9 protein-coding genes are annotated in these 13,383 nt (G+C 63.1%); 7 read left to right on the top strand and 2 right to left on the bottom strand.

Translation table 11 applies throughout. The features are described 5' to 3' along the window. A partial coding sequence (locus AS156_RS06810) for an NAD-dependent malic enzyme (protein WP_245312572.1) occupies positions 1-1,308 on the bottom strand: 1,308 nt, incomplete at its 3' end. 267 nt (positions 1,309-1,575) lie between these two features. Between AS156_RS06810 and AS156_RS06805 the strand changes: the two genes are divergently transcribed. The 3 genes from AS156_RS06805 (at position 1,576) to AS156_RS43250 (ending at position 4,678) form a co-directional block, all read left to right on the top strand. Beyond that, positions 1,576-2,682 (top strand): trypsin-like peptidase domain-containing protein, encoded by a 1,107-nt coding sequence (locus AS156_RS06805; RefSeq protein WP_082747373.1) that lies wholly within the window; start codon positions 1,576-1,578, stop codon positions 2,680-2,682. A gap of 223 nt (positions 2,683-2,905) precedes the next feature. Further along, positions 2,906-4,246, top strand: a complete 1,341-nt coding sequence (locus AS156_RS06800; protein ID WP_066501682.1) for an MFS transporter — start codon at positions 2,906-2,908, stop codon at positions 4,244-4,246. Between the two features lie 276 nt (positions 4,247-4,522). Continuing rightward, on the top strand, positions 4,523-4,678 hold the full coding sequence (locus tag AS156_RS43250; protein ID WP_201456003.1) for a hypothetical protein: 156 nt from the start codon (positions 4,523-4,525) through the stop codon (positions 4,676-4,678). 310 nt (positions 4,679-4,988) lie between these two features. Here the strand turns inward: AS156_RS43250 and AS156_RS06795 are convergent, their stop codons facing one another. Continuing rightward, positions 4,989-5,918, bottom strand: a complete 930-nt coding sequence (locus AS156_RS06795) for an aspartyl/asparaginyl beta-hydroxylase domain-containing protein (protein WP_066501836.1) — start codon at positions 5,916-5,918, stop codon at positions 4,989-4,991. 384 nt (positions 5,919-6,302) lie between these two features. Here AS156_RS06795 and AS156_RS06790 point away from each other — a divergent pair, with 384 nt between their 5' ends. From AS156_RS06790 to AS156_RS06775, 4 genes are read left to right on the top strand one after another with little or no spacing between them, the layout of a single operon-like run. Then, the gene (locus AS156_RS06790) at positions 6,303-7,502 is read left to right on the top strand and encodes an ABC transporter substrate-binding protein (protein ID WP_066501681.1); all 1,200 of its coding nucleotides are present in this window, start codon (positions 6,303-6,305) and stop codon (positions 7,500-7,502) included. 10 nt (positions 7,503-7,512) lie between these two features. Beyond that, the gene (locus tag AS156_RS06785) at positions 7,513-9,237 is read left to right on the top strand and encodes an FAD-dependent oxidoreductase (RefSeq protein WP_066501678.1); all 1,725 of its coding nucleotides are present in this window, start codon (positions 7,513-7,515) and stop codon (positions 9,235-9,237) included. Then, the gene (locus AS156_RS06780) at positions 9,234-9,998 is read left to right on the top strand and encodes an SDR family NAD(P)-dependent oxidoreductase (protein ID WP_066501675.1); all 765 of its coding nucleotides are present in this window, start codon (positions 9,234-9,236) and stop codon (positions 9,996-9,998) included. The genes AS156_RS06785 and AS156_RS06780 overlap by 4 nt, the downstream gene beginning before the upstream one ends. Before the next feature lie 29 nt (positions 9,999-10,027). Next, positions 10,028-10,822, top strand: a complete 795-nt coding sequence (locus AS156_RS06775; protein WP_066501834.1) for an IclR family transcriptional regulator — start codon at positions 10,028-10,030, stop codon at positions 10,820-10,822. Positions 10,823-13,383: the final 2,561 nt, after the last annotated feature.

Genomic DNA, 13,383 nt, shown 5'->3' with positions numbered 1-13,383 from the left:
CCGCCCCTCGGTCCAGGCCTCGATATCCGCGGGCGTCGCTTCCTCGCGCGAGGTCGGATTCGACAGCGGGAAGATCACCGGCCGTTTGTTGGTTTCGGCCATCGCCCGGACGATCGGCTCGGAGAACGCGCCGGCCTGCCCGGACACGCCGATCAGCACGGTCGGCTTCGCGTTGCGCACGACGTCGAGCAGACCGATCTTGTCGGGATGCGTAAGCGTCCAACCTTCGATCGCCTGCTTCTTCTGCACGAAGGGGAGCTGGAACGAGGCGAGCCCGCTCATGCCCTCGAGCAGCAGTCCGTCACGATCGACCATGAAGAAGCGCGTCGCCGCCTCGCTTTCCGATAGGCCGGCATCGCGCATGGCGGCGCGGATCAGGCCGGCGATGCCGCAGCCGGCCGAGCCCGCGCCGAGCACGGCCACGCGCTGCTCGGTAAGCGGCACGCCGGTGACGTTGATCGCCGCCAGCAGCGCGCCGGTTGCCACCGCCGCGGTGCCCTGGATGTCGTCATTGAAGGTGCAGAGCCGGTCGCGATAGCGCTCGAGCATGCGCGTGGCATTGTTCTTGGCGAAATCCTCCCACTGCAGCAGCACGCGCGGCCAGCGCTTCACCACCGCCGAGACGAAGGCCTCGATGAAGTCGTCATACTCCTGGCCGCGGACGCGCTCGTTGCGCCAGCCGATGTAGAGCGGATCGGCCAGGCAGTCGGGATTGTCGGTCCCGACATCGAGCAGAATCGGCAGCGTCGTCGCCGGATGCAGCCCGCCGCAGCCCGAATAGAGCGCGAGCTTGCCGATCGGGATGCCCATGCCGCCCGCGCCCTGATCACCGAGGCCGAGGATGCGCTCGCCGTCCGTCACGACGATGGCCTCGACCTTGTCGAAGCGCGGATGGGCAAGGATACGATCGATCCGGGCCTTGTGCGGAATGCTGAGGAACAGGCCGCGCGGCTTGCGGAACAGGCGGCTGAAGTGCTGACAGCCCTCGCCGACAGTGGGCGTGTAGACGATCGGCAGCAGTTCTTCGAGGTTGCCGACCAGCAGCGCGTAGAACAGGGTCTCGTTGGTATCCTGCAGTTCACGCAAGAAGGCATAACGTTCGAGATCGGTCTCGTAGCCGCGCAGCGCCTGCAGCCGGCGCGAGACCTGCTCATCCAGCGTCAGGACGCTGGGCGGCAGCAGGCCGTGCAGGTCGAACGTCTCGCGCTCGGCCTCGGAGAACGCCGTGCCCTTGTTCAACTGCGGATCGGCCAGCAACTCGTATCCGCTCAACGAAGTGGTCGCGAAAGCTGCAGTCGTGTCGGGCATGACGGGGGTCCTCACTACGGAATGGCCGGCAGGACTGTAGCACTTCGACGCGAGCGAACGGAGCGCGAAGGCGCCCTGCTCGCCTGGTTCTTGTTTCGCCATCAGGCCGGATCGGCTACCTCGCAGCCGTTGATGACGGCACGATGAACCGGCATTGATACCCAGATCGAGCGCCCCGCCTCGGACCATTGCCACTTTTCCGTGACGGCGTCGCACGGCCACAAAGTTTTCCAAATTCGAACCTAGGCGACATTGTGGATGGCGAAGATGGTTCGTGCACATTGGTTGTCGCTCGGTCTCGTGGTGCTGGCGCTGTCGGCGACGCATCCGGCCGCAGCCCAAATCCCGGATTTCAAAACAGGCGGTTCGATCCCGACCCTGGCGCCGCTGGTCCGCCAGATCACGCCGGCGGTCGTCAACATCTCCGTGCATGGCCGGGTCCGTGAGGACAACCCGCTCTACCGCGATCCCGTCTTCCGCGAGTTCTTCGACGTTCCGAAGCAGATCGAGCAGGAGGTCAATGCCGCCGGCTCCGGCGTCATCGTCGACGCGCAGCGCGGCTATGTCCTGACCAACAACCATGTGGTCGAGGGCGCATCGGTCGTCCAGATCACGACCAAGGACAACCGGCAGTTCGCCGCGAAGGTGATCGGCCGTGATCCGCCGACCGACGTCGCCGTGCTGCGGATCGAAAATCCTGACAACCTCAAGGCACTTCCCCTCGGCAACAGCGATGCCCTCGCGGTCGGCGACTTCGTGCTCGCGATCGGCAATCCCTTCGGCCTCGGCCAGACTGTCACCTCGGGCCTCGTCAGCGCGCTCGGACGCACTGGCCTTGCCAAGCAAGGTTACGAGGATTTCATCCAGACCGATGCCGCGATCAATCCAGGCAATTCCGGCGGCGCACTGGTCAGCCTGCGCGGCGAGCTCATCGGCATCAACTCGGCGATCATCTCGCCCGCCGGCGGCAATGTCGGGATCGGCTTTGCCATCCCCGTCAACATGGCGCGTCGGGTGATGGAACAGATCATCGCCACCGGCCGCGTCGAGCGTGGCCGCATCGGCGTCGCATTGCAGGACCTGCATCCGTCCACGAACAGAGGCCGCAGCGAAGGCGCCGTGATCGCCGAGATCGTTGCGGATTCGCCTGCCGAAAGAGCCGGCCTGCGCAAAGGCGATATCGTCACCATGGCCGATGGCCACCCGATCCGCACCGCGGCGCAGCTCCGCAATCTGGTGGGCCTCGCCAGGATCGGCCAGGACGTCAGACTTACGATCGAACGCGAAGGCGGAGCCGCCAGCGTTGATGTCCGCGTGGCGCCACCGCTCCAGCGCACCGGCGCGCTCGCCAACAGAAGTCGCCTCGTCCGCTAAGCCGATCAGGCCGAAGCGCGACCAGCGGCCGGCGCCGATGCATGGCGGCGTGCACTCTCTCACGTTCATGGCGAAGGTTTGGTCAGGAACCGCTGCGGATGCAGGGTCCATGTCAAAATCGTCCATGTCAAAATCGCAACGCAGGCTTCGCATCTTCCGTTCTGGTTCGACACCCCACACGCCGATACTGTTCGGCAAAATCACAGGTGAGGAAGAACGAATCATGTCAGGAATGGAGCTTGCGACGCCACGTCTGAAATCGATTCAGCGCGTCGCGCTGGCTCTGCTGGTCGTTGCCGGGGTCGTCAATTACATCGATCGCGCGACCCTTGCAGTGGCCAATCCGCTGATCCGCGAGGAACTCGGACTGTCCATTGCTGATATGGGCTACCTGCTCTCCGCATTTCTGTGGGCCTATGCGTTCTCACAGCTCCCGACCGGCGCCATGGTCGACAGGCTGGGCCCGCGCCTGCTCCTCACCATGGGTCTCAGCCTGTGGTCGTTTGCGCAGCTCATCGGCGGCCTGGTGCAGAATTTCGGCCAGTTCTTCGGTGCACGCGTCCTGCTCGGCATAGGCGAAGCGCCGCAATTTCCAACCGGCGCGCGCGTCGTTCGCGACTGGTTCAACCAGCGCGACCGCGGCCTTGCCACCGGCGTCTTCAACTGCGCGTCATCGCTCGGCACGGCAATTGCCGTTCCGCTGCTGACCTTTCTCATGCTGACGTTCGGCTGGCGCGCAATGTTCGTGATCATGGGCGTCGCCGGCCTGATCGTCGCCGCCTGCTGGTACGCGCTCTATCGCAACCCGGAGCAGGTTGCGCTCACGGCGCATGAGAATGCCTACCGGACGCAAGGCGATCCGCCCGGCGAGCGCACCAAGGTCACGTTTCGCGACTGGTCCCAGCTGTTCCGCTTCCGCACCACCTGGGGCATGATCTTCGGCTATTTCGGCTGCATCTATCTGACCTGGATCTACACCGCCTGGCTGCCCGGCTATCTCGAGATCGAGCGCCACATGAGCGTGAAATACACGGGATGGGCTGCCGCGATCCCGTTCGCCTGCGGTGTGGTCGGCGGCGTCGTCGGCGGATACATCGCCGACATTCTGGTGCGCCGCGGCGTCGAGCCGCTCAAGAGCCGGCGCTATCCGGCCGCGCTCTCGCTGCTCGGAACGGCCGCCTGCACCGTGGCCGCGGCCTATGTCAGCAGCAACGCGCTCGCAATCGCCTTCATCTCGATCTCGCTGTTTCTCGTCTACGTGACCAGCACCTGCGCCTGGGCCTTGAGCTCGGTTGCGGTCCCGACTAACTGCACCGCCTCGATCGGCTCGGTGCAGAATTTCGGCGGCTATCTCGGCGGCGCGCTGGCGCCGACCGTGACCGGCCTGATCGTGCAGAAGACGAGCTCGTTCGTGCCGGCGCTCGTCGTCGGCGCCCTGATCGGCGTCGTCTCGGCCGGCTGCTATATGTTCATCGTCGATCAGCCGATCACGGCGGCCGACCTGGATGCCGCGACCGACCCCGAGCTCGATCCACTTGGCGTCGGCGCCAATCGGAAGCCGTAGGTCCGGACAAGGCAGTGCGGCGACGCACTCCCGCTACACGCCCGGACAGACATCAACATACCTTGGTATGATCTCTGTGATTCCTTGTCATGCCCTGCGCTTACGCTCGTACAATTGAGCGATGGCGAGAGATTCTTATGCTCGCGGCTGCCCTCCCGCGCGCGCGAGTTGTGCTCCGGAATCTGTGATCAGGATCACTGCTCCTGGGAGTGAATCGGAAGACTGTCACGAGAACCAAGTGTCTACTGGAACGCGGGTTCTTTGAGGAAAACTCGAATGATCGTCAACATTCAGAAGCTTAATGGCCTGTGGCACCTAATCGTCGGGTCGTGCAAGATCCGAACCCCGTTCCTCGAGACTCAGGACCGGGAGTGGGTCGTCGCGTACGCCCGGCGAGTCTACCCCGGCGCAAAGATCTTCGAACGCGACTGATTTTTGCCCTTGGAGCATGATCCGGAAAAGTGAGAAGCGGTTTTCCGAAAAGATTATGCTCAAACAAGAAGCTAAAGCGCGATGACCATTCAACCTGATCTCATCGCGCTTTAGGCTTCACAGCCCGCGCTTCGGCGATTGTGATCCCGCATTTGCGGACCGGCGATATCACCGAAACGGCCGCTCCTGAGCACGAAGTTCTGAGCGCATAGCCTCGGAATTCGAACATCGCACATGTCTGTTTAGGCCCCAAAAAAAGCCCCGGAGCGCGCTCCGGGGCTTTTTGCTTTCAACGCCAGCGCCGTTGCGATCAGCGGAGCGCCGACACCACGATCAGGCCGAGGATCAGCGCGGTCACCGAGTACTTCAGCGTGTAGTACACATTGCGATTCCACTCCTTGACCTTGCGGCTCGCGAGATGGACCTCGTAGAGCTTGCCGAACACCTTGTTCAGCGCGCCGACATGCTCGCCGTCGACATTCTGGGTGGCCGAGGCCTTGACGACGTTGTGGCTGACCCACCGGTTCATCGCGGTCATGAAGCCGAACTTCATCGGGCGCTCGACGTCGCAGAACAGGATGATGCGGTTGACGTCGGTCTTGTTCTCGGCGCTGTGGATGAAGGTCTCGTCGAACATGAAGGCCTCGCCGTCACGCCAGACGCATTCGACGCCATCGACCAGGATGCGGCACTGGTTCGAGTTCGGCGTCACGAGGCCGAGGTGATAGCGAAGCGAGCCGGCGAAGGGATCGCGGTGTGCGCCGAGCTTGCCGCCGGGCGGCAGCATCGCGAACATCGCGCCGTGCACGTTCGGGATCGAGTTCAACAGCTCGACCGTCTTGGGGCACAGCGTGCGCGCCGACGGCAGGAAGTCGTCGTACCATTTCAGGTAGAAGCGCTTCCAGCCGCTCTTGAAGAACGAATAGAAGCCCCAGTCGTTGTTCTTGGCCGCGGCGCGGATGAAGCCCTCGTCGAACAGGCGTGTTGCCTCGTCGCGGATCGTCTCCCAGTTCTCGCTGAGCTTGTTGAGCTCGGGAAACTGCTCGACCGGAATCACCGGCGTGTTCGGCACCGCCGAACCCGCATACATCAGCACATTGTAGGGCGCGAGGTAGGTCGAGTGATCGCCGAGTTGGCGTGCGAACCGCAGCCGTTGCCTGCCGCGGAAGTGCACATAGAGCGTAGAAGCCACCAGCACGTAGAGAACGACGAGCTGCGGCGCAAAGAGCTGTCTCAACATGATCCGTCTATGATCGCGGCCGGTCGAGGCGATCCACGCCCTCCGCCCTGCTGAGCGCCGATCCGGCTGGCCGGCGGCAGGAAACAGGCGAAAGGCGAGCAAGCATCGCCACGATCCGCGAAGATCCCCCTAGTTTCATAACGACTTGGTTCAACGGCAAGATCCGGAGCTGATGCTGGAAGCTGCCAACGAACCGTACCCGCCGGTTCTTGTAAGCGTCCGCTCACCAAATGTGAAGATACGCGGCGGCCACACCTGCGGCCTTTCATCTTCACATTCCGGTGCTGAACAAGGGCCCGATGAATTTGACATTGATAAACCGATTAGATAATTCCTAATCCAAGACAACCCGCCGCAGAACGGCGGAGATCACAAGGAGGAACGATGAGGCATCTTCTGGCGGTAGCCATTCTCGCGGCCATGACATCGGCCGCGCATGCGCAGATTTCCGACGACGTCGTACGCATCGGCGTGCTCACCGACCTGTCGAGCTGGGGGCGCGACAACTCCGGCCCGGGCTCGGTGGAAGCGGCCAAGATGGCGGTGGAGGAATTCGGCCCGACCGTGCTCGGCAAGCCGATCGAGATCATCTCGGCCGACCATCAGATGAAGACCGACGTCGGCGTGCAAATCGTGCGCGAATGGTTCGACAAGGGTAAGGTCGATGCGGTGGCCGACATCCCGAACTCGGGCATCGCGATCGCCGTGCACAACATGGTCCGCGAGCGCAACAAGATCGCGCTTTTGTCCGGCCCCGGCGCAAGCTCGCTGACCGATGAATTGTGCAGCCCCAACACGGTGCATTTCGCTTACGACACCTATGCGCTGTCCAAGGTGACGGCCTCCGCGGTGGTCAAGGAAGGCGGCAAATCCTGGTTCTTCATCACCGCGGACTACGCCTTCGGCCAGCAGCTCGAGAAGGACGCCACCCGTTTCATCACCGAGATGGGTGGCAAGGTGCTCGGCAGCGTCCGGCATCCGACCAACACCGCCGACTTCTCCTCCTTTGCGCTGCAGGCGCAGAGCTCGAAGGCCGACGTGGTGGCCTTCGCCAATGCCGGTCAGGACACCGACAACGCGATCAAGCAGTCCGGTGAATTCGGCCTGGTGCAGGGCGGCCAGAAACTGGTCGGTCTTCTGATGTTCGACACCGACGTGCACGCGATCGGATTGAAGGCGGCGCAAGGCACCTACATGACCACGGCGTCGTACTGGAACATGGACGACAAGACCCGGGCGTGGTCGCGGAAGTTCTACGAACGCACCAAGATCATGCCGACCATGATCCAGACCGGCGTATACGGCTCGGTGCTGCATTATCTGAAAGCGATCAAGGCCGCCGGCACCGACGATCCGCAGAAGGTGATGGCCAAGATGCGCGAGCTGCCGATCGACGACGCGTTCGTGCACGGCGGCAAATTGCGCGAAGACGGCCGCGTTATCCGCGACATGTATCTCGCCAAGGTGAAGTCGCCATCGGAATCCAAGGAGCCGTGGGACTATCTCGACATCGTCAAGACGGTGAAGGGCGAGGACGCGTTCCGTCCTGTGTCCGAATCGAAGTGCCCGCTATTGAAGAAATAGGATCGGCCGCATGGCAGACAACGCACAAGAGACCTACGAATGCGACGCACTCGTCGTCGGCTCCGGTTGCAGCGGCCTGTCGGCCGCGGTCACCGCGGCCCATCACGGGCTAAAGGTCCTCGTCGTCGAGAAGGAGCCGCGCTTCGGCGGCACCACGGCGCGTTCCGGCGGCTGGCTTTGGATTCCCGGCACGTCGCTGGCGAAAGCCTGGGGCATCACTGAGAGCCCGGACCAGGCGAAAACCTACCTGCGCCACGAAGCCGGCAACAGCTTCGATGCCGCGCGTGTCGATGCCTTCCTGACCGAAGGACCGAAGGCGGTCGACTTCTTCACCACCAAGACAGCGGTGCGTTTCGACATGCCGCTGACCTTCCCGGACTATCACGCCGAAGCGCCCGGCGGCGCGCAGGGCGGCCGCTCCATGGTCGCTCGCCCGTTCGACGGGCGCGAGCTCGGCGACCACATCAAGGATCTCGGCAGTCCCCTGCCCGAGCTTACCGTGTTCGGCATGATGCTCGGCTCCGGCAAGGAGATCATCCATTTCATGCGCGCGACGCGGTCGGTGACCTCGGCGGCCTATGTCGCCAAGCGGCTGTCGAAGCATGCCGGCGACGTGATGCGCCACGGCCGCGGCATGACACTGACCAACGGCAATGCGCTCGCCGGCCGGTTGGCCAAATCCGCCTTCGATCTGAACGTCCCGCTGTGGCTCAATTCGCCGGTGCGCGAGTTGATCGTTGAAAATGGCGCTGTGCGCGGCGCGATCGTCGCGCGCGAGGGCCGCACGATCCGCATCAATGCGAAGCGCGGCGTAGTGCTCGCCTGCGGCGGATTCCCGCATGATGTGGCGCGGCGGCAAAAGATGTTTCCGCATGCGCCGACCGGCAAGGAGCATTACTCGCCGGGTCCCGTCGGCAACACCGGCGACGGCCTGCGACTCGCGGAATCCGTCGGCGGTCGGGTCGAGGATTCGCTGCCGAACGCGGCGGCCTGGGTACCGGTCTCGGTCACGACGCGCAAGGACGGTTCGAAGGGCGTGATGCCGCATTTCATCGATCGCGCCAAGCCGGGCGTGATCGCTGTGATGCGCGACGGCAAGCGCTTCGCCAATGAGGGCAACTCCTACCACGACTTCGTGCAGGAGATGGTGAAGGCGGCCAAGCCCGGCGAGGAGATCGCGGCGTACCTCGTCTGCGATCACCAGACCTTGCGCAAATACGGCCTCGGCTGCGTGCCGCCGCGCCCGATGCCGCTCGGTCGTCACCTCAAGACCGGCTATCTGAAGCGCGGCAATACCCTCGCCGAACTCGCCGCGCAGGCCGGTATCGACCCGAAGGGACTGGAAGCAGCGGTCGCCGAATTCAACAAGCTTGCTGCCGAAGGGCGCGATCCCGCCTTCGGCAAGGGCTCACGCGCCTATAACCGCTACCAGGGCGACGCCCTGCACGGGCCGAATCCCTGCGTGGCGCCGCTCGAGCACGGACCGTTCTACGCGATCAAGATGCTGATCGGCGATCTCGGCACCTATGCCGGCATCGTCACCGATGCGCATGCGCGCGCGCTGGATGCCGAGGGGCACGTCATCCCGGGACTCTATGCCGCGGGCAACGACATGGCGAGCATCATGGGCGGCAACTATCCGGGCGCCGGCATCACGCTCGGCCCGGCGCTGACCTTCGGCTACATCGCCGGCCGTCATCTTGCGGCGGGGGCGTCGGAAAGAAGCGCAGCATGAGCGCGGCGGCTCCATTGCTGGCCGGCAAGCGCGCGCTCGTCACCGGTGCGGCCCACGGCAACGGACGCGCCATCGCGCTCGGGCTTGCGGCCCATGGCGCCGACGTTGTCGTGACCGACGTCGATCTCGCCGGCGCCGAACGAACCGCAGCCGATATCAGCGGACGCGGCCGCGCGGCTTCCGCCTTTCACCTCGACGTCACAGATGCGGAGGCCTGTCGCGCGCTGGCGCAGAGGATCGGCCGCGAGATCGGGCCGATCGGCGTGCTGGTCAACAACGCCGGCATCATCGTTCGCGAGGACATCGATTCGCCCAGGGCGCATGACAATTGGCGGCGGGTGCTCGACGTCAATCTCACCGGGACCTTCAACGTGACGCATGCGTTCCTGCCGGCGCTGCGCGAGACCCGCGGCGCGATCATCAATCTCGGTTCGATCGCCTCCTTCCTGGGAGTCGCCGACACGCTGGGCTATGCGCCGTCCAAGGGCGGCGTGAAGCTGTTGACGCAGGCGCTGGCACGCGAGCTCGCGGCCGACGGCATCCGCGTCAACGCCATCGCGCCCGGCGTGATCGCAACCGCCATGACCGAAGCGACCCGCAGCGACCCCGCCAGGCTCGCAGGATTTCTGGGCCGTACGCCGCTCGGCCGTGTCGGGGAGCCGGAGGAGCTGGTCGGACCGGTGGTGTTCCTCGCCTCCGAGCTCGCGTCGTATGTGAACGGCGTGACCATGCCCGTCGACGGAGGATTCCTGGCCGTATAAGGACGTTGCGGACGAGCTTGCAGGGCCACATGACGAAAGAAAGCCGCGGCATACAATCGATCGAGGTCGGTGGAGAGTTGCTGCGCGCGCTCGCCCGCAGCGGCGAACCGATGATGTTGCGCGATCTCGCGCGCGAAGCGGGCATGCCGCCGGCCAAGGCGCATCCCTATCTGGTGAGCTTCTCCCGCATCGGCCTGATCGAGCAGGACGAGACCACTGGCCGCTATGAGATCGGCGCCCTTGCGCTCGAGCTCGGCCTGATCAGTCTGCGCCGGCTCTCGGCGGTACGCATCGCGACACCCCGGATCGCCACCCTCGCCGACAGCATCAACCATGCGGTGTCGCTGGCGGTCTGGGGCACCCACGGGGCGACCGTGGTGCGCCTCGAGGAGCCGACCCATCCCGTACACATCGCGATGCGCGTCGGATCGGTGGTGGCCCTGCTCGAAACCGCGACCGGCCGAGCATTCGCCGCCTTCATGCCGCCGAATGCCGTCAAGACCGCGCTCGAAAGCGGTCTTGATCGCCTCGGCGTCGGCTACAATCCGAAGCGTGCGCCGACAAGCGCGAAGACCGCGGAGATGCTGGCCGAGGTCCGCGATCGCGGACTCGCGCGTGCGATCGGCGACCCCTTGCCTGGTGTCAACGCATTCGCCGCGCCGGTGTTCGATCACGCCGGCCACGTCGCGCTCGTCATCACCGCGATGGGACCGGAAGGCACGTTCGACACCGATTGGGACAGCGCGATCGCAGCCGCGCTGCGGAACTGTGCCGGCGAGATCTCGAGGCAGTTGGGGTTTGGCACGGCGCGAGCATCTGATTGACGCGGGTGGAAGGGCTTGCGACGGTACCCGGTTCGGGCTCGCTTACCTCCCTAACTGATATGGACACAACATCGGTGCAGCGAAGAGCGTAGTCGCCCCCCTGCAACCTCGATAACAGGCCGCAAAAGTTCGTACGAAAGTCTGGTTTTGACGCACGCCACTTTCGAATTCCTGCCAAAGCCGCTCCATTGGGACCGCCGGGATCCGCCTGCGCCTGCGCCGTCTGCGCGCGTCGTCCGCCAACGGTGTTCCGTGTCCGGGCTAAATCCTTAGCCAGCGCCTGTTTTGATCACTTGATCGATCATGCGAAGCGGCAGCGGACGGTACGACCTCCCGCCTCTTGCGAGAAGGTAAACGAGGGGAATGAAGTACTTCATCCAGTTTTGGCGCTTCTATTGATCTGCAGCCGACACCCTACTTCTACTTTTAGGGATGACTTTCCTGAAAATGAAATTCATTGCTGACCGCGGCGTCGAGCACGGCTCGCTCTGACGGCACGAGAGCGGCACCTATTACACGTTCACGTAGGCCAGCAAGGTTCACGCGGCGCCAAGGTGAATTCGCATCAGCTTACTTGTCCATCCCGGCCCGAAGGACTGGCCTTTCGGCGCCCTCCTTCTGCTCGAGCGTCCTGGACGGCGAGGCCTCGTGGCAAATGGCGCGATTGGCCTCACGATAGCCTCGCCGGCACCCGACGACATAGCCCACGCTATAGATGCCCAAGAAGCCAATAACTGCAGCGAAACCGAAAACAAGATATAGCATGGCGCCCTCGGGCCCGGAATTGACCCGCCCAGATCGAAATACGCCTAGTCGCACGAATTGAGAAGCGCTTTGCGGACATTTTCGTAGCGGTCTGGAGAACGGCAACCCGAGCAGGCCCCGTCACCACCAGCCAATGGTCGCCTGGCGAGTGACGAGCTCGATCACAGGAGTTTAAACTCCCCATCCGCAATTGCTCGCCTCGGCGGTTGGTGTACTAACACCGCGCATCGAGGTCACGCCGAGAGGGAACGGACGATGACTGCTGCTTGGGTAACCATCGGGATCGTCGCAACACTTCTCGTTCTTCTTTTGCTCGTGCGTATCGTGATCGACAAGCTATGGCCTTATGGCGGCCGATCGTGAAGGTTCACCGGTTCGGGCTTCGTTCGCTTGCGTGTTCAGAACAAACTGAACCGCCTGCCGAATGGCCCTTGCTGGCCTGTTCTTCTCACGCTCGAACCGTCGCGCTACCTCCTCGCCAAATTTGCAATTAGCCTCGTAGTGTCCGTTGCTACGTCCGGCGGCGTAACCCAATCGGAAGATCGCTACACAAAGCGCGATTCCACCGAAGGTATAAATCAAAAGCATTATCGTCCCCTAGGCATCACTGCCAAAACACACCATTTTGGCCAATTTGGTCCAGTATATGCACAAATTGAGAAATCCTTCGTGACACTCGGTCAGGATTCTTCAAGGAGGGGAATCGTCGAACGGTGCCAAATGCGCTTGCACTTATCACCGAGGGCGCCCCCTGCCTCATTGCAACGGGCAGGTCGGCTGGGAAGTGCCGGGCCACGAAGAAATTAGTCCTACGCGACAGCAATGTTCCCCGAGACGCACTCGAGGGAGCAGGATGGCAGCACCTCCGTACCAGTTCAGGAGGATGCCGCACCTACCCATCTCCGAGCAAGATCGGAACTATTTGAGACCCTCGCTGCCGAATGCGAGTTAATACTGACTTGGCGCTTTATTGGAGCAAATGCGGCGGCTGTCCGCACAGGCGCAGTCACCCGGTCCCGCGGCAGCTAACCAAGGTCTCAGCTATGAACTCGCCGTTGTGCGGCGCGGCAATCAAGGTGACAGTGCGGCTTCCCACCCAGATTGTCGCGCTATACCGTTGACCTGGCCGCCTGTGAACAATGAAGTGAGACCGAGGAAATACACTGGTGGTTCTACGGAGGTCCCATGATCATGCATGCGACAGCTTGCGCAACCACTCTTGCCGCGCGAGCTGGGATGCGCTGAGCGGCACGTGCCAGCGTGCGGCCCATTTCAACGGGCGAGACGATCCGGACTCGCCGTCAACCAAGTTAGATCAATCCCCGCTCTACGGCCATGCGGCGCGTGCCGGCTTCAAGATAGAGTCGCGCAGCTTTGATAGCTCTCTCATGATGCGGCCCTTCGATGAGACGCTGGAAGCGCGTCCTGCCCAATCCTCTACGCGACGCAATCGGCGCAGCAGGGGGGACCGCTCATCCGCCAACCGCATGATTTGTTCAACCTCAATCGTCATTCTTTGCTCCACGACGAAGACTAGACTAGCGCGACGCAACCCAACGGGTGCAAGTTCATCTCTTGTGTCGCCAAAAACTAAGTAGTCTGCGCCGATCAACGCGCGATAAGGTTCATAGCCCTGTACAGAAATCTGTAGCTCGCGCACGGAGGCAACATTGAAACGGTGGTTGAAAATTTCTCTGATCGTTTTTGTCTGTCTCGCGGGCTGGTTTACGCTCGGAGTCCTGACGTTCGACGACGATGTGGATTTCGATCGAGCGATCATGAGTGACCGTTAGACA

The organism is Bradyrhizobium macuxiense, from assembly GCF_001542415.1.
Taxonomy (GTDB): domain Bacteria; phylum Pseudomonadota; class Alphaproteobacteria; order Rhizobiales; family Xanthobacteraceae; genus Bradyrhizobium; species Bradyrhizobium macuxiense.
The sequence above is the reverse complement of the archived record's forward strand: the minus strand, read 5'-3'. Positions and strand labels throughout refer to the sequence as shown.

Excerpts from the sequence above, each read along its gene's own strand:
- AS156_RS06775 (WP_066501834.1), top strand. The coding sequence starts at position 10,028 with ATGACGAAAGAAAGCCGCGGCATACAATCGATCGAGGTCGGTGGAGAG.
- AS156_RS06800 (WP_066501682.1), top strand. The coding sequence starts at position 2,906 with ATGTCAGGAATGGAGCTTGCGACGCCACGTCTGAAATCGATTCAGCGC.
- AS156_RS43250 (WP_201456003.1), top strand. The coding sequence starts at position 4,523 with ATGATCGTCAACATTCAGAAGCTTAATGGCCTGTGGCACCTAATCGTC.
- AS156_RS06795 (WP_066501836.1), bottom strand. The coding sequence starts at position 5,918 with ATGTTGAGACAGCTCTTTGCGCCGCAGCTCGTCGTTCTCTACGTGCTG.
- AS156_RS06785 (WP_066501678.1), top strand. The coding sequence starts at position 7,513 with ATGGCAGACAACGCACAAGAGACCTACGAATGCGACGCACTCGTCGTC.
- AS156_RS06780 (WP_066501675.1), top strand. The coding sequence starts at position 9,234 with ATGAGCGCGGCGGCTCCATTGCTGGCCGGCAAGCGCGCGCTCGTCACC.
- AS156_RS06805 (WP_082747373.1), top strand. The coding sequence starts at position 1,576 with ATGGTTCGTGCACATTGGTTGTCGCTCGGTCTCGTGGTGCTGGCGCTG.
- AS156_RS06790 (WP_066501681.1), top strand. The coding sequence starts at position 6,303 with ATGAGGCATCTTCTGGCGGTAGCCATTCTCGCGGCCATGACATCGGCC.